The 17,039-nt window shown below is 51.5% G+C and carries 13 protein-coding genes; 5 read left to right on the top strand and 8 right to left on the bottom strand.

The window, feature by feature from the left end; translation table 11 throughout:
- Positions 1-213 precede the first annotated feature (213 nt).
- On the top strand, positions 214-2,646 hold the full coding sequence (bamA, locus tag RTM06_RS01205) for an outer membrane protein assembly factor BamA (RefSeq protein WP_312179349.1): 2,433 nt from the start codon (positions 214-216) through the stop codon (positions 2,644-2,646).
- Between the two features lie 380 nt (positions 2,647-3,026).
- On the opposite strand, the gene RTM06_RS01200 is transcribed toward bamA, so the two are convergent.
- From RTM06_RS01200 to upp, 8 genes are all read right to left on the bottom strand, one after another.
- Positions 3,027-4,112, bottom strand: a complete 1,086-nt coding sequence (locus RTM06_RS01200; protein ID WP_312179347.1) for a sn-glycerol-3-phosphate ABC transporter ATP-binding protein UgpC — start codon at positions 4,110-4,112, stop codon at positions 3,027-3,029.
- Between the two features lie 3 nt (positions 4,113-4,115).
- Positions 4,116-5,060 (bottom strand): carbohydrate kinase family protein, encoded by a 945-nt coding sequence (locus tag RTM06_RS01195; protein WP_265302204.1) that lies wholly within the window; start codon positions 5,058-5,060, stop codon positions 4,116-4,118.
- Entirely contained in the window at positions 5,060-5,899 is an 840-nt protein-coding gene (locus RTM06_RS01190; protein WP_008108069.1) for a carbohydrate ABC transporter permease, read from the bottom strand. The genes RTM06_RS01195 and RTM06_RS01190 overlap by 1 nt, the downstream gene beginning before the upstream one ends.
- Entirely contained in the window at positions 5,889-6,797 is a 909-nt protein-coding gene (locus RTM06_RS01185) for a carbohydrate ABC transporter permease (RefSeq protein ID WP_008108071.1), read from the bottom strand. The genes RTM06_RS01190 and RTM06_RS01185 overlap by 11 nt, the downstream gene beginning before the upstream one ends.
- A gap of 9 nt (positions 6,798-6,806) precedes the next feature.
- Positions 6,807-8,054, bottom strand: a complete 1,248-nt coding sequence (locus tag RTM06_RS01180) for an extracellular solute-binding protein (protein ID WP_312179345.1) — start codon at positions 8,052-8,054, stop codon at positions 6,807-6,809.
- A gap of 664 nt (positions 8,055-8,718) precedes the next feature.
- Positions 8,719-9,420 (bottom strand): HAD family hydrolase, encoded by a 702-nt coding sequence (locus tag RTM06_RS01175; protein WP_312179343.1) that lies wholly within the window; start codon positions 9,418-9,420, stop codon positions 8,719-8,721.
- A 34-nt stretch (positions 9,421-9,454) separates the two neighbouring features.
- Positions 9,455-10,360 carry an EamA family transporter gene (locus RTM06_RS01170; protein ID WP_312179341.1) on the bottom strand — a complete coding sequence of 302 codons (906 nt, stop codon included), beginning with the start codon at positions 10,358-10,360 and terminating at the stop codon, positions 9,455-9,457.
- Positions 10,353-11,018 (bottom strand): uracil phosphoribosyltransferase, encoded by a 666-nt coding sequence (gene upp, locus RTM06_RS01165; RefSeq protein WP_312179339.1) that lies wholly within the window; start codon positions 11,016-11,018, stop codon positions 10,353-10,355. The genes RTM06_RS01170 and upp overlap by 8 nt, the downstream gene beginning before the upstream one ends.
- Before the next feature lie 151 nt (positions 11,019-11,169).
- Between upp and RTM06_RS01160 the strand changes: the two genes are divergently transcribed.
- From RTM06_RS01160 to RTM06_RS01145, 4 genes are all read left to right on the top strand, one after another.
- Positions 11,170-11,655: a MarR family winged helix-turn-helix transcriptional regulator gene (locus tag RTM06_RS01160; protein WP_256698490.1), complete on the top strand. Its 486-nt coding sequence runs from the start codon at positions 11,170-11,172 to the stop codon at positions 11,653-11,655.
- 159 nt (positions 11,656-11,814) lie between these two features.
- Positions 11,815-15,708 (top strand): amino acid adenylation domain-containing protein, encoded by a 3,894-nt coding sequence (locus RTM06_RS01155; RefSeq protein WP_312179336.1) that lies wholly within the window; start codon positions 11,815-11,817, stop codon positions 15,706-15,708.
- A complete protein-coding gene (locus RTM06_RS01150; RefSeq protein WP_312179334.1) occupies positions 15,701-16,633 on the top strand; it encodes a pseudouridine-5'-phosphate glycosidase in 933 nt (310 codons plus the stop codon). The genes RTM06_RS01155 and RTM06_RS01150 overlap by 8 nt, the downstream gene beginning before the upstream one ends.
- Before the next feature lie 20 nt (positions 16,634-16,653).
- Positions 16,654-16,878, top strand: coding sequence for a tautomerase family protein (locus RTM06_RS01145; RefSeq protein WP_256698492.1), 225 nt, complete (start codon positions 16,654-16,656; stop codon positions 16,876-16,878).
- The last annotated feature ends 161 nt before the right edge of the window (positions 16,879-17,039 follow it).

The following is a 17,039-nucleotide window of genomic DNA, read 5'->3' as shown; positions in this document are numbered from 1 at the left end:
CTTGTGAGCAGATTTCAGCAGGAACGTTCCACCTTATTGTAAAACAACCGAAAATCCGTGAGTCGCGCTGAATTTACCTTTGGCTCAGCGGTCTTTTTTCCGGAACATATCGCCGCAGTTAACGGGCTGAACCGCGTGTTCAGCCCGTTTTTTATGTGGTGCGGAAGCAGGGCGCTTGAATCAGGCACAGGAAAAACGGCAGGCTCACAACAGATGAAGAAGATGTTAACCGGGTTACTTTTTATGGTAACCACCACCGCCTTTGGTGCAAATGATTTCACCCTAAAGGATATTCACTTTGCTGGGCTCCAGCGCGTTGCACCCGGCGCGGCGCTGCTGCATATGCCGCTGCGTATTGGCGATCGCGTCAATGATGATGATATTCGCAACACCATCCGTGCGCTGTTCGCCACCGGCAATTTTGACGATGTGCAGGTGCTGCGAGATGGCGATGCGCTGCTGATTAAAGTCAAAGAGCGCCCGGCGATTGCCAGCATCTCGTTCTCTGGCAACAAAGCGATTAAAGAGGATCAGCTCAAGCAGAATCTCGATGCCTCGGGCGTGCGCGTGGGAGAAGCGCTGGATCGCACCACGCTATCGGATATGGAAAAAGGGCTGGAAGATTTCTACTACAGTGCCGGAAAATACACTGCCAGCGTCAAGGCAGTCGTCACGCCGTTGCCGCGCAATCGCGTCGATCTGAAGTTCATTTTCACCGAAGGCGTGTCAGCAAAAATTCAGCAGATCAATATTGTAGGCAACCAGGCTTTTTCATCGGATGAACTGATTTCGCATTTCCAGCTGCGCGACGATGTGCCGTGGTGGAATATCATCGCCGACCAGAAATATCAGAAGCAGAAACTCTCGGGCGATTTAGAGACGCTGCGCAGTTATTATCTTGATCGTGGTTACGCGCGATTCAATCTTGATTCCACACAGGTCAGTTTAACGCCGGATAAAAAACATATTTACGTTACGATAAATATTCATGAAGGCGATGTTTACCATGTTAGCGGCGTAACACTGACGGGAAATATGGCTGGCTATTCCGCCGAGATTGAAAAACTGGTGCAGTTGCCAGCGGGCACCTTATACAGCGGGGCAAAAATCACTGAAAACGAAGAGGCGATTAAAAGCCTGCTCGGTCGTTACGGCTATGCGTTCCCGCAGGTGAATACCCAATCGGAAATTAACGACAGCGATAAAACCGTACAGTTACACGTGAATGTCGATGCCGGGCGACGCTTCTCGGTGCGGCAGGTGCGTTTTTCAGGCAACGACACTTCGAAAGATGCGGTGCTGCGTCGTGAAATGCGTCAGATGGAAGGCGCATGGCTGGCGAGTAATCAGGTGGAGCAGGGCAAGGCAAGGCTTAATCGTACCGGCTATTTTGAAAGCGTAGATGTGGATACACAGCGCGTGCCGGGCAGCCCGGATCAGGTGGACGTGGTGTACAAAGTGAAGGAGCGCAATACCGGCACCTTTAATGTCGGATTGGGCTACGGCACCGACAGCGGCATCAGCTATCAGCTTGGCGTCAGCCAGGATAACTGGATGGGTACCGGCAATACCGTAAGTTTTAGCGGCACCAAAAACAGCTATCAAACCTATGTCGAAATCGCCGCCACCGATCCCTATTTCACCGTGGATGGCGTCAGTCTGGGCGGCAAGCTGTTCTATAACGATTACAGTGCCGAAGATAACGATCTTTCTGAATACACGCTGAAAAGCTTTGGCGCGGGCAGCACCTTGAGCTTCCCGATCGGGGAAAACAGCAGCGTGAACAGCGGGCTGGATTACGTCTACAACCGCGTCAGCAATATGGCGCCGCAGGTGGCAATGTGGCGCTATCTGGGCTCGCAAGGCATTCATCCAAAAGTCATCACCAGCGATGACGACGATGACGATGCCACCGTGGCAGACAAATTTACCGCCAACGATTTCTTCTGGAATATTGGCTGGAGCTACAATTCACTGGATCGCGGCTTCTTCCCCACCTCGGGCGTGAGCGCCGGTTTCAACACCAAAGTGACGATTCCAGGTTCCACCAACAGCTATTACAAAAGCACGCTGACCGCCAACGGCTATTTGCCGCTGAGCAGCGATCATCGCTGGGTGTTAATGGGTCGCAGTAAAGCCGGTTACGCCGACGGCTTAGGCGGCAAAGAAGTGCCGTTCTACGATAACTTTTACGCGGGCGGCTCTAGCTCAGTACGCGGATTCTCCTCCAACACCATCGGGCCAAAAGCCGCCTATTACCGCTGCAGCGGTAGCGAAAGCAGTTACGGGGCTTGCCCGGTAGAGAAATCAGATGATGCGGTGGGCGGTAATGCGATGGCGGTGGTGAGCGCAGAGCTGATTGTGCCAACGCCGTTTATCAGCGAGCGCTATGCCGATTCGTTGCGCACCTCTTTCTTCGTCGATGCCGGCACCGTGTGGGATACCAGCTGGCAGAACACCGCGGCCACCAAAGCGGCGGGGATTCCTGATTATGGCGATCCCAGCCAGATTCGCGTGTCGAGTGGCGTGGCTTTGCAATGGCAATCACCGTTGGGTCCGCTGGTGTTTTCTTATGCGTTGCCGATTAAGAAATATGAGGGCGATAAGTCGGAACAGTTCCAGTTTAATATCGGTAAAACCTGGTAGCTGTATTTAAAGCGTTAAATGATGAGATGAGTTTTACATTATCTTTAAACGGTGAAGACAGAATAAAATAGCCAGCAGGGTAAAATAGTAGTCGTGAAATGCTTAAGGAATGAGTGTTCGCAAATATCGTTGTTATGCATATGATGAATTTTATTTCGCCACCCATTGTTGGGTGGCTTTTTTATTTGTAAGAGAGGTCGCCATAAATGGCGACCCTACGGAATGTGCAAATACGTGCAATCGCAGCGATGACGATTTCAACGGGTCAGGAAAGGCCAGCCCGAAGAGCAAAGCGTCCGAGCCATGGATGGCGAGGCCGATCTGCATGGATGCAGGGTTTCTTTGCGATCGGGCGGGCCTTTTCTGGCCTGAGCACCAACTTAAAGCGACTCAACCAATCTTAATCCCGTTTCAGCATCAAACAGATGAATCTTCTCAGCGTTAAAGACGAGCATAATGCTCTCGCCGCTCACCGCTGCGTGGCGACCGGCGATCTGCATATGCAGCGGCTGACCGTGCCATTCGAGATGCAGCAAAGTTGATTCGCCGGTGATCTCCACGACTTTCACCAACGCTGCGGCATTGCTGTTGGTCTCCAGCAGATCGTGCGGGCGGACGCCGAGCGTCACGGCTGCGCCTGCACGCTCGCGCGCTGCCGCTTGCCAGCGCGCGGGCAGCGGCTGCCACAGATCCTGGCACTGCACGCCGGGCACGCCATCGCGGGCGATCAAGTATGCCGGTAACAGATTCATTGGCGGTGAGCCGATAAAACGCGCGACAAAGGTATCCGCCGGACGATCGTAAATCGCCAGCGGCGCGCCTTGCTGCACGATGCGGCCATCTTTCATCACCACAATTTGATCGGCCAACGTCATCGCCTCAACCTGATCGTGCGTCACATAAACCATGGTGGTTTTGAAACGCTGATGCAGCGATTTGATCTCGGCACGCAATTCCATGCGCAACTGCGCATCAAGGTTCGACAGCGGCTCATCGAACAGGAACACTTTGGGATTTCGCACCATCGCGCGGCCCATCGCCACACGTTGACGCTGTCCGCCCGACAACGCGCGCGGATAGCGTTGCAGCAGCTTATCGATGCCGAGAATCCCGGCGATGCGCGCAATTTTAGTTTGCTGCTCCTCGCGCTTCACCTTTTTCACCTGCATGTGAAACGCCAGATTCTCCGCCACCGTTAAGTGCGGATAGAGCGCATAGCTCTGAAACACCATGGCGATATCGCGGTCGGCGGGATCGCGATCGTTGATCTGTACTTTATCCATCAGGATCGCGCCATCCGACAGGCTCTCCAGCCCGGCCAACAAACGCAGCAACGTCGACTTCCCGCAGCCGGATGGGCCCACCAGCACGGTAAAACTGCCGTCAGGAATGGTGAGATCGAGCGGATGCAGCACCGACTGTTTTGCGTAGCGTTTGGCCACTTTTACGAGTTCAACACTGGCCATAATTTAAAACTCCTGGGAAAGTTGCAGTTGATGCCAGTCAGGATAACGACGCGGCAAGGTGCTGATAGCCAGTGACGCCACCGAAATACCCCATTGCAAAGCTGTGGTGAGATCTTGCTGATGCAGCAGGGCGGTGAGGAATCCAGCGTTAAAACTGTCGCCCGCGCCGATGGTATCCACCACCGTGACCGGACGCGCTGGCTGACTCACTGCATGCTCGGCCTGCCAGCAACGCGCGCCCTTGGGGCCGCATTTCACCACGCAGCCGCCGCGTCCGCTCAGCTGTTGCGCCAGCATGTGCGCGCTGGCAGGCAACTCGTCTTTCGCCGCCAATCCCAGCGTTTCCACTTCATTGAGCAGCAGCCAGTCGCACAGCGGCAGCCATTGCGTGACTTGCTGGCGCACCTCGTCCGTCCAGCCCTGCGGCGGCCAGCCGGTATCGACGGCGGTGATAAAACCGCGCTGCTGTAACTCTGAAAGCAGCGCCGGATATTCGTCATACAGATGCAGACACAAAAAGGTGCCGCACAGCAGCACGATATCGCCGTTAGCCGCTTGAGCAGGCAGCTGATCCAGCACATCCTGCGCGGTGAGTTGCACGATGTGGCCGAGATTACTCAGGAAGGATCGCTCGTGATCCGAATGCGTCACGCCAACCGTAAGCGAGGTTTCGCAGCTGTAGCGCGTCCAGTGCGCGGCGCTGTGCGGAAAATGACTCGCCAGCCAGGCACTCAGGCCATCGTTGCCCTGATTAGCCACCGCGCGATGGCGCACCTGCATCGCTTCCAGCGCCAGCGCGCAGTTGCCTGCCGATCCGCCCGGACGCAGTTCGCTGTGATTCAGCATCACTTCGGTACCGCGCTGCGGCCAGTTATCCAACGTGCCCATGATCAAATCGACATTAATATTGCCCACCACATACAGCGTGGCGGTGAGTTTATGTTCCATCATCCTTTACTCCCGCCACTGGCAAGGCCGCTGACCAGCGTCTTTTGCAGCCAGATGGCAATAAACAGCGGTGGCACTGACGCCAGAATGCCGACGGCAGCGATCAAGCCATCATCGGTGGCGCGCCCGGCGGTGAATCCGGCAATGGTGACCGGCAAGGTTTGTGCGGCGATGTTGCTGGTAAACAGCAGCGCATAGAAAAACTCGTCCCACGCCAGCAGCCAGCCAAACAGCGCGGCGGCACCCAACACCGGCTTTGCCAGCGGCAGCGTAATGCGCAGCAGCACTTGCCAGACACGCAGCCCATCAAGGCGCGCCGCCTGTTCAATATCCTGCGGCAGCGTATCGAACTGGTTTTTCAGCATCCAGGTGAGGAATGGGAGAATCAGCGAGCAATACACGATAATCAATCCGGGCCGCGTGTTGAGCAGATCGAACTGCTGCAACAGGAAGTAGAGCGGCAGCACGAACGCCACCGGCGGCACCATATAGATGGCGAGTGAGGCAAACAGCCAGCCGTCGCGCCCGCGATAGCGCGAGAAGCTGAACGCCGCCGGAATCGCCAGCAGCAAGCAGATGATTGTCGCGCCTGTGGCGACTAACAAACTGTTGCCGAGCGCATGCAAGAACAGCACGCCCGGCTGGCCTGGCTCCAGCGACAACAACTTACCGTAGCGGGTGAAATCCCACTGGCGCGGTAGCCACTCGAGTGGCACGCGGGTGAGATCGCTAGCGGCGCTGACGCTCATCAAAAACAGCCAGCCCATCGGCGCTAACACCGAAAACGCCACCAATAGCGCAGCGGCGTATTTGCCAACATGGCGCATTTTAACCTTCATGAGCGCTTCCTTTGCGGCGCTGCCGCCACAGTAACAACATGTAAAGCGTGATCAGCACCGCGCACAGCAAGGTCATCAACATGGCGTAAGCCGCGCCGCTGCCGGCCCGCAAGTAGCTAAACGACTCCTGATAAACGTAGAAACTCAGGGTTTTGGTGCTATCGACCGGCCCGCCGCGTGTCATCACGTAGATGATGTCGAAGATTTTGAAGGCGTCGATGGTGCGCAGAACCAGCGCCACGCTGAGTGGGCCAACAATCGCCGGGAAAGTGATGGCACGAAAACGCCGCCACGCCGACGCGCCATCCAGCCGTGCGGCTTCAAACAGATCGTCGGGAATCGATTGCAGTGCCGCCAGCACCAGCAAGGTCACCAGCGGATAGTTTTTCCAGATATCGGCGAACATCACCGCGTTGAGCGCAGAATCCGGCGATCCCAGCCAGCTGCGATAGCCATCAATAATCCCCAACTGCGTCAGCAGGGCGTTGATGCTGCCGTAATCCGGGTTGAAATTGAGACGCCACATCATGGCGTTAACGATGGTTGGCAGCGCCCAGGGTAGAATCACCAGCACGCGCAGCAGGTTGCGACCGGCAAATTTCTGGTTTAGCAATAGCGCCACCAACACGCCAATCACACCCTCAATCGCCACCGACACCACGGTGAAATAGAGCGTGCGCCACAGCGAGCTGCGGAAATCCGCATCGGTGATCGCAAACAGGTAGTTTTCAAAGCCAATCCAGCCCGGCGCTTCACCGCTGCCAATCAGGGCTGCATCGGTGAAACTCAGCCAGATAGTGCGTAACAGCGGCCATGCGGTGAGCAACAGCATCACCAACAACATGGGTGCCAGCAGCACCCATGCCTGCCGTTGTTCGCGTTGACGCAAACTCAGCATTGTTGCCCCTTAGCGCAGACGCGCCGCACTCTTATCTACCGCTTGCAGCGCGGCATCTGGCGTTGCGCTGCCAACCAGCACCTGCTGCAACTGCTGCTGCAGCGTGTTGGAGAGACGCGAATAGTCGGCGGTTTCCGGACGCGACAGCATCACGTTAAGCGACTTATCCGCCGCCGCGATCAGGCTTTCCTGGTTTTTCAGCACCGCCGGATCCTGATACGAGCTTTTCCAGATCGGCAGACTCAGCGTGGCGTATTGGTTCTGTACCGGCTGTGAAGTCATGTAGCGAATGTATTGCCATGCCTGATCCGCATGCGTGCTGCCTTTAGTGATGCCAAGGCCCATCGAACCGTTTACGGCACCGAATTTACCCGGCGCATCGCCTGGCGCGGGAACGATGCCCACCTGACCGGCGACCTTACTTTGCTTCGGATCGTTGGCCATGTTGTACATATAGGTCCAGTTGAGCGCGAATGCCGCATCGCCGTTGGAGAAGGCTTTACGCACATCTTCTTCCAGATATTCGCGGGAAGCCGGATTGCTCAAGCCTTCATCCAATGAGCTTTTCATCAGCTTCACCGCTTGCAGCGAGGCCGGTGAGGAGAAATCGAGTTTGTCATTGTTATAGAATTTGCCGCCAAAACCCGACACCAGCGTGGTGTAATCGCACACCAGCGCTTCGGCCTGCGACCAGCTCCATATCAGCGGATATTTCACAATGTTCTTCTGCTTGATGATGCGCGCGTCATCCATCACCTGCTGCCAGGTTTGCGGCGGGGTGGTGATACCGGCTTTCTCCAGCATTGCTTTGTTGTAATAGAGATATTTGGTGTCGAGGATCCACGGCATGCCGAGGGTTTTGCCTTTGAACTCAACGGTGTTCATTGCGCCCGGGAAAATCTGCCCCTTTTCGTCGGCGCTGATGCGGCTGCTGACGTCCTGCAACAGATCGAACTTGGTGAATTCTGCCGGCCAGATGGCATCGAACAGCACCACATCGTAGCCGTTGCCGCCCGCGCCACGCGCCGCAACAATTTTGTCGTGCAGCGCTTCGTACGGTACAAACTCAAGATTAACCTGCACGTCCGGGTGCGCTTTCTGAAACTCCTGCGTCATGGCGCGTATATCATTTTCGCTGTACGCCGCCTGCGTCATAAACAGTGCATTCAGCGTAGTTGCTGCTGCTGCGTTGCCCACGCTGGCTAACAGAACCGCTGCAAAACATCCTTTCATGACTGGGTTGAATCGGATTTTCATAGTGTTTTCCGCCTTAATGCAAAAAGAGGGTGTTTTATTAAATCAATTTGATTGATTTAATAACGCGCACAGGTTGTCAGGTTGCTGCGGCTGACATCGATTAGCTTATGCAATTGATGTGCCAGGGCATAAATCTCATTTGCCACTGGACACTACTTTGCACGGATTTTTACCGCTGTCATGTAAACAGGTTGTAAATTGTGTGGCTGATCATAGAAGTTGCTGTGACGTCGAATTTGCATAGCAGCCAGAGATTGGGGGGCCATTTCTTTTTTAGTTGCATTATTCTGGTGCAAAACAGCGCAGCACTGCGACTTTAGCGTGCACTGCGCTGGGATTCGGTCTCTTATGGTGGCCAGCGCGGCCATCATCTTTGCTATTTGCTGAGACTGTGAGATCGATCAGAAAGTGATTTGCGATGCAGCATGCCAATTTCTCGTAACAGGAAGAGATAGAGGGCAGGCATGATTAATATCATCGCTATCACATAGCCAAATTTATATTTCGCGGAAAGGCGTCCTTTTACACCATAAAAAATATGCTTCCCAGTGATAAAAAAAAGGATAACCACATAGGCCGTGACGATATATCCCACCAGAAAATAGGCTGATAGAAAATTTGAGATCAATGTCTGCATAATAACCTCGGTGTTGTCTATTGGTAGTCACACAAGACTGATGAGAGCATTTTGCTGTTGATGGTATTGTTGGCAAAGTTGCACCACTTGAGTAAAGTCATGTGCTAATGAATTTGGCGAAGCAGTAAGCAAGGTGTTTTCATCGTGAATACCATAGGTCACTGCAATTGATTTACATCCCAAATGGTTCGCCATGAGAATGTCATGTGTGGTATCACCCACCATAATGGCTTGTGCATTGCTGGCGTTGAAAAAATCGAGGATTTTTTCCCCGGATTCTGGATGCGGTTTTTTTTGCTGCACTTCATCCGCACAGACAACAATATCAAACAGTGAGGCGATGTGCGCCGCAGATAGTAAGGTATTGGCACTGTGTGAAAATTTATTGGTTGTCACTGATAAGCGCATTCCCAGGCGCTTAAGTGTCTCCAGTCCGTTAATCACACCGGGGAAAAGTAAAGATTGGGCAGCGGGAATAATGATGAGTTTAAATTGACGCTGATACTCTTCAACAGCTAATTCAACCAGATAATTGTTCACGGGCAGTTGCATTAGTTGGGAAAAGGCTTGTTCCAATGGTAAGCCTATCGTCTGTCTGATTAACGCTTGCGGTAATTCTTTTAAATCCAATGCGCGAAAAGCTGCATTAAATGTTAAAGGGATGGCCTGAGCGGTATCAAAAAGTGTTCCGTCGAGGTCAAACATAATAATAGTTTGAGGCGTATTCATTGATTGTCTCTCAATACAAAAAGCTAACTGAAAATTAATGGCCCAGCTTTCTTTGTGGTAAAGCGACAGGTGATTGGGATTTATCATGACGCGGACGAGCCAGATAAATAGCCGTAACAATCGCTACACATCCCACCAGCTGTAAATGGGTGAAGGTTTGGCCGAGGATCAAATAGCCCAGCACACAAGCAGATAAAGAGCTCATAAAACCCAGGAAAGAAGTGGTAACCGGCGGTAGTTTTTCAATGCCACGGAACCAGACAAAGTAGCCAAACACGCCGCCCGCCAGACTTAACCAGCCGTAGCCAATAATATTGGTTAGCGTAAGTCGAGAAGGAAACGTTTCCAGCCAAAGCGCCGCAGGCAATAACATTAAACCGCCTAGCGTCAATTGCCAGCCGGTAAATGCCAGTAAAGACATATTGGCTGGTCGTCCCCAATGCTTGGTGAGCAAAATGCCCATCGCCATGCTGGTGGTGCCAACTAATCCAACCATAATTCCCTGCGTATTAAGCTGAACGGCGCTGTTTAACACCAGTAGCCCAATGCCAGCCACACCAACCAGCGCGGAAAACACATGCATAATGCTGAGCTTATGCCGAAACACCGATGCGCCAATAACCATAACAATGATTGGCTGGCAGGACATCACCAGTGATGCCAGACCACCAGGCAAAAAATAAGCGGCGGCAAACAGGCAGTAAAAAAACAGGCCAATATTAAGAAATCCTAACGCCGCCATTTTTAACCACCAAACGCCGTAAGGTCGCACGCGGCAAAACAGCAATAAAATAATGCCGGCTAATAACGCCCTGATAACCGAGGCCAGTAAGGGCATATTGGCCGGTAAGGTCTGCGTCGTCACAATATAGGTACTGCCCCAAATGATCGGCGCCAGCGCAGTGATCATAATGTTTATTAGCGTGGCAAACTTATTCATGATGCACGCCCGGATAAGTGCCAAAGTAGCGATCGCCAAAATCACCAATACCAGGCCGCATAAAGGCAGAATCCGTCATCCCTTTTTCAATCGATGATGTGATGATGGTCAAATCGGGCCAGGTTTCGACCAGGCGCTGAATACCCGCAGGGGAAGCAAGCACGTTGACTACGATCATATTCTCAATAGCAACGCCACTCTCTTTGAGAATATCAATCGCTTTCAGCAGCGAACCGCCGGTAGCCAGCATCGGCTCGAAAAGCATGACGCTCATGCCAGCAATACCTGCAGGTAAATGTGAATAAAGATAGTGCGGAAGTTTCGACTCTTTATCGCGCTGAATAAGGATCTTACCGATAGGTTGATGCGGAAACATGGCGCGGAACTCACTCTCCATACTTTCACCCGCTCTAATCACGGATACCCCACAGACATCACGGACAAGTGCCTTACCCGTAAAAGGATCACCTATTGGCGTGGTCACTATCTCATCAGAGTAGGGCAAGTGCTGTGCGGCGCTTTGCAGCAGCAAACGTATCACCTGATTTGCATGGTGTGTGAAGGTGTTCAGGTTGGCCGAACGATTACGCATCCTGAGATGTAAATGGGATAGCCAGGCAGAATCGGGTAACACGTGAACGTTGGGCAGTGTTGACATAGGTCAGTCCTATTGATCCTTGAGAAACAGTAATAGAGTGATAAGATGAATATATCTTTCACGATAGTATCTTTTCAAAAAGATACTCATTAAAAAGATAAACACAACTATAATTCATTTTCAAGTCTCTTTTTCTTTTATGAGGAACACCATGCAGTATGACCATGTAGACAGATTACTCGTCCAGTGGCTGCAACAACGCCCCGATTTGGACTGTTCACCCATGGGCGTGCTTGGCCGCATCAGCCGCATGAGCAGAATTGTTGATAAGAAGCTCGATAAAACATTTAAAAACAACGATCTGAGCGCTATCGAGTTTGATATTCTGGCGGCGCTCAGGCGGTTCAATTCGCTGACGACACCTACAGAACTCTACCAAACATTGATGTTGTCCTCTGGGGCGATGAGTACAAGGGTTGAGCAGTTGGTTCAGCGTGATTTAATTGAAAGGATTTACAGCGAAGAAGATCGCCGGAGCTGTAACTTGAGCCTGACAAAAAAAGGAAAGTCATTGATAGATAAAGCTATATCAGAACATGTCGCCAATGAAGATGAGATTCTGAATCCGTTAAGTCAAGAGCAGCGAGAACAATTGGCATCGCTGTTACGTAGCTGGTTATTAGCTAACGAAAAGTAGTTCCGATACCGGCCTGACTCCAGGCCGGTTAATCCTTTATTGACCTTTTTCCCGGCATAATTCCTCTTTAAGAAATATCTTTCCAAAAAGATACTTGACTTTGCTAACTGCAAAAGTATCTTTTGTGTGAACTATAACTGCTGGGAATATTACATTATCATGACGGTCAAAGCCCCAATATCGCCTGCTGTTTCAGAATCCTTTTCAGAACGTAGTCATAGCAGTCACTCAGTAAGTTTATTCGCCATGCTTGAAACCCATGCGCGCCATTTCCCTGAGCAAATTGCGGTCAAAGATGCGCAAAACTCATTGAGTTATCGTCATTTTTTTCAGCAGATTTGGAGCAATGGAAAGAAACTCAACGCGTTGATTGATACCGAATTGCAGTACATCGGACTTTATTGTGAACCTTCGGTTGAGATGATTTGCGGCGCATGGAGCATTCTAGCGGCTGAGCGCGCCTACCTGCCGCTGGCACCGGATTATCCTGCCGATCGTCTGCGCTATATGATCGAGGATTCGGGCATCAAGATGGTACTTACCCAGCCGCATCTTAAGGCGCAACTCGCTGCGATGGTGACAGAAGAGATTACTATCATCACGCTGGATGACCTTCAGGCCAGTGCCGCAGCCACTGTTCCTCGCCACCCGTGCCACCACCGGGAGCGGCTAGCCTATATGATCTATACATCGGGTAGCACCGGTAAACCAAAAGGCGTGATGGTGAGCTATGCGAATATTTCTCACCAGATGGCCTGGCTAAAAAGTCAGTTTGGTTTTGACCACAATGACCGCATTTTGCAGAAAACCCCGGCCAGTTTTGATGCCGCACAGTGGGAAATTCTGGCACCGGCCTTTGGTAGCCAGGTGATTATGGGTCCAAAGGATTGCTATCGGGATCCGGATGCATTGATCAACACCCTCATTAGCGAGCAGGTGACAGTGTTGCAATCTGTACCCACGTTGTTGCAGGCACTGGTCGAACACCCCCTTTTCCAGGACTGCTGTGCGTTAAAGCACGTATTTAGTGGCGGTGAGATTCTGACTCGCAATCTGGCGCAGGCGTTTTTCCAGCGTTTACCGCACGCTGCATTGACCAATTTGTATGGTCCAACCGAATGCACCATCAACGCGTCGAGTTTTACGCTGGATCCTGAGTTGATCGCTGCTTATCCCGATGCCATCGCCATTGGTAAACCTGCGGCCAATACGCTTTATCATGTGCTTAATCCCGCGGGTGAACCTGTCGTGCCGGGTGAAACGGGTGAACTCTATATTTCTGGTTTGCAGGTCGCTAAAGGCTACTATCAGCGACCTGAACTCACCGATGAAAAATTCCTGCCGAATCCCAGAAAAATAATGGCAGGTCACGATCGCTTATACAAAACTGGCGATTTAGTTCGTCAGGATCCGAATGGTAATACCCACTTTGTGGCGCGCGTGGATAATCAGATCAAGCTACGCGGTTATCGGGTAGAACTGGATGAGATTCGCCTGGCAATTGAAAATCATCACTGGGTAAAAACAGCGGCGGTTGTGGTTCAACAAGATCCGCGCTCGGGTTATCAGACGTTGGTCGCCTGTGTTGAGCTGGACAAACGCCAGGCGGCGCTGATGGATCAAGGCAATCACGATCGTCACCATCTCTCTAAATCGAGTAAGTTGCAGGTGAAAGCGCAGTTGTCCAATGCGGGTTGCCGAATGTTATCAGCGGCCCAATTATCCAGTAGCATCACGCTGCCTTATATCGCTTCAGACCATCAACAGCGCACGACGGCCTTTGGTCGTAAAACCTATCGTTTTTTTGACGGCGAACCGTCGCTGACGCGCCAGGATTTAATCGATCTTTTACAACGTCAGCCCATAGAGAGCTGCACAGATGAAAATCTCGCGACGCTCACGCTGGATAAACTGGGCAAGCTGTTACGCAATTTTGGGCAATTTGTCAGTGATGAGCGGTTATTACCCAAATACGCCTATGCATCGCCGGGCGCACTCTACGCCACACAACTCTACCTGGAATTAAAGGGTTGTGCCGGATTACCCCCCGCGATCTATTACTACCATCCTGTTCATCACTGCTTGCTACCTATTGCCTCATTGCAACCGACAAAGGATCCCGTTTTCCGGCTGCATTTTGTCGGTAATCGACAGGCGATTGAGCCGGTTTATAAAAATAATCTGCGTGAAGTACTGGAGATGGAAACTGGTCACATGCTCGGTCTTTTTGACGAGTTGCTGCCCGAATTGGGGCTTCATGTACATCAAGCCGCACTATTACGCGGCGCATTACCTGAGTGGTATCAAGGCAGCCACGATGACGATTATCTGGGTTGCTACGTCGTTGATCATCAACCGGTTGCAGCGAGCCGCGTGCAACCTGAACTCTATTTACAAATGCAGCAGCCGCTCCCGGACTTAGATGCCGGACTTTATCAGTACCAGGCAGGTGAATTGCATTTCCTTTCGACCAGCATGTTGCAGAAAAGGGATGTCATCGCGATTAATCAAAGGGTGTTTGACCGCGCGCAGTTCGGAATCAGTGTGGTGTGTAATGGCGGCGATCGTGAAGAACATTACATCCTTGCGGGTCGTGAAATGCATCGTTTACAAGCGAATACACAACGGTTGGGCCTGATGTCATCCGGCTACAGCTCGAAAAGTAATAACGACTTGCCTGCCGCGATAAGCATGCGTGCAATTTTGGCGGAACAGCAACTGCCTATGGAGAGCCTCTATTTTTGCGTGGGAGGGCCAATCAGCCAGGCGCAGTTTCTGCATCAGGGAATGAATGAGGATCGCATTCATATGCAGGGTCCAGTTGAACTACTCAAGGAAGACCTGGCGGCACAGCTGCCAAAATATATGATCCCGAATAAAGTGATCATCCTGGATAATCTCCCGCAGACGGCCAATGGCAAAGTTGACCATCAGGCACTGAAAGCGCTTCCAGAATTAACGCATACAGACGATGGGCAAGAGAGGGTGCCGCTTAAATCCGCGACCGAAAAGAAAATTGCCGAAATTTGGTGCGCGGTAATGAAATGGGAAGCGGTATTTGCCACGGACGATTTCTTTACCGGTGGCGGCAACTCGTTAACTGCGGTTGCGCTGGTTAATCGCATCAATAAAACCTTCAATATTAAACTTCCTCTGCAGGTGATATTTCATACGCCTCATATCGCAGGTTTAGCGACTGCGGTAGAAAATTGTATTCAATCCGACGTTGAATATTCCCGTCTGATCAAACTGAATGATTTTGCGGAAAAACCGATTTTCTGCTGGCCAGGTTTGGGAGGATATCCGTTAAATCTCAAATTACTGGCGCAGCATATTCCTGATCAGCGTGCATTTTATGGCATTCAGGCGAGAGGTATAAATGAAGGTGAAATACCACTGCCAACCATTCAGCAAATGGCACTGGAAGATATTCGCCAGATAAAAGCGATACAGCCAACCGGTCCTTACACACTTTGGGGATACTCTTTTGGCGCGCGCGTGGCTTTTGAAACCGCAGCGCAACTCGAAGCGCAAGGTGATGTTGTTGAGTCACTGTCTCTATTAGCGCCGGGCGCGCCCATCACGCAAATGGAGCGAGAACAACGATACGAGCATAAAGCCGCTTTTGATAATCCGGTATTTCTGGCCATTCTGTTCTCGGTATTTGCCCATCAGGTTGAGGGGCCGTTACTGGATCGCTGCCTGAGTAGTTGCAAAACTAAAGCAGAGTTTATTGGCTTTATTTGCCAGCGGTTTCCGTTGTTACAACGTGAAATGGTTGAGCGCATTATTCACATCGTCGAAACCACTTATGCGTTTAGTTATCAATTCCCGGAGTTGCAAAATCGCCAACTCAACGCGTCTGTTACCATTGTAAAAGCACAAGGCGACCATTACTCATTTTTAGAGCATGCGCCAGCATTTAGTCGACAACCGCCAACCATTATTGAGTTATCAGTCGATCACTATGCGGTGCTTAAACAGCACGGCATCCATGAATTGATTCACACCTTATTTACTACTCAACCGTGTAAGGAACAGGCGCATGCGTAACAGCGAATTTAAACTCGAATTTCAACCCGAAGTGAAGCAAGCACTTGAATCAGGACACCCCGTTGTTGCGCTGGAATCCAATGTGATTACCCACGGGCTTAATTATCCCGATAATATTGAAACGGCATTAAAGGTCGAGGCGGCTGTGCGGATAAGCGGCGCGATTCCTGCCACTATTGGTATCGATAACGGTAAAATTTTGGTGGGTATGGATTATCAACAAATAGAACGTTTCGCCACTCAAAAAAATATAGCCAAAGTCTCCAGTCGCGAGTTGCCGTTTATTCTGGCGACCGGTGCGATGGGAGCCACCAGCGTAGCGTCGTCGTTGGTGATTGCTGAATTAGCGGGCATTCCTTTCTTCTCCTCTGCCGGATTGGGGGGTGTTCATCGTGGTGCGGAAACATCAATGGATATTTCCGCCGATCTCATCCAGTTAACGCGTTCAAAAGTGACGGTAATCTGTGCCGGCGTTAAAAACATCCTTGATGTGGGTCTCACGTTGGAGTATCTCGAAACCCATTGTGTACCGCTTGTCAGCTGGCAAACCGATGAGTTTCCGGCGTTCTATTGCCGTAACAGCGGCTTTAAAAGTCCAATGCGCCTGGATTCAGCACCGCAACTTGCGCGTGCGATTGAAATCAACCGGGCGCTGCCAGGGGCCGCCGGAATGGTGATTGCTACCCCAACCCGTGAAGAGGATGCCATCAACAGCGAGGAGGTTCAGCAAGCCATTGACAACGCTATCTCCCAGGCGAAGCTGCAGGGTATTAACGGTAATGGTGTAACGAAATTCATTATGAAAGCCGTGGAAGAGATGACGGCGGGGCGTTCAGCAGAAGCCAACAAAGCGGTACTAATCAATACGGCACGCGTGGCTGGAGAGATTGCCATGGCGCATTACACCTATTGCCGTAATCACTGACTATAAGGAGAACCCAAACGATGCCGCATCTCAATGTGAGCTTTCATCAAGGTCCAGAAGAGAGTCTCGATCTCGACGCACTATCTCAGGCGCTGACTGAAATTATCACCGAAAAATTGGGTGTGAAAAGTCAGTATGTTTCGATGACGATTCAACCAGTCGCCAAACAACATTGGTCAGAACAGGTGTTGGAAAAATATATTAACCAACCCGGCTATCAGGTGATTAAGCCGGTGAGCTATTAAGCTGATTTAGCGCTCGCGCGAGCCTGGCGCAGTGATTCATGCGCCAGGCCAATCCTCTTTCCCTTCCCGAAAAGGTTGTAAAATGTGTGGCCGATCATAGATATTGATGCGGCTATCCGCAGCGTGTGGAATTAAAGGGAAGGGAGCAAGGTGAAAACGTC

The sequence above is a fragment of the Pantoea sp. CTOTU46764 genome, assembly GCF_031974595.1.
Classification (GTDB): Bacteria; Pseudomonadota; Gammaproteobacteria; order Enterobacterales; family Enterobacteriaceae; genus Pantoea; species Pantoea trifolii.
The sequence above is the reverse complement of the archived record's forward strand: the minus strand, read 5'-3'. Positions and strand labels throughout refer to the sequence as shown.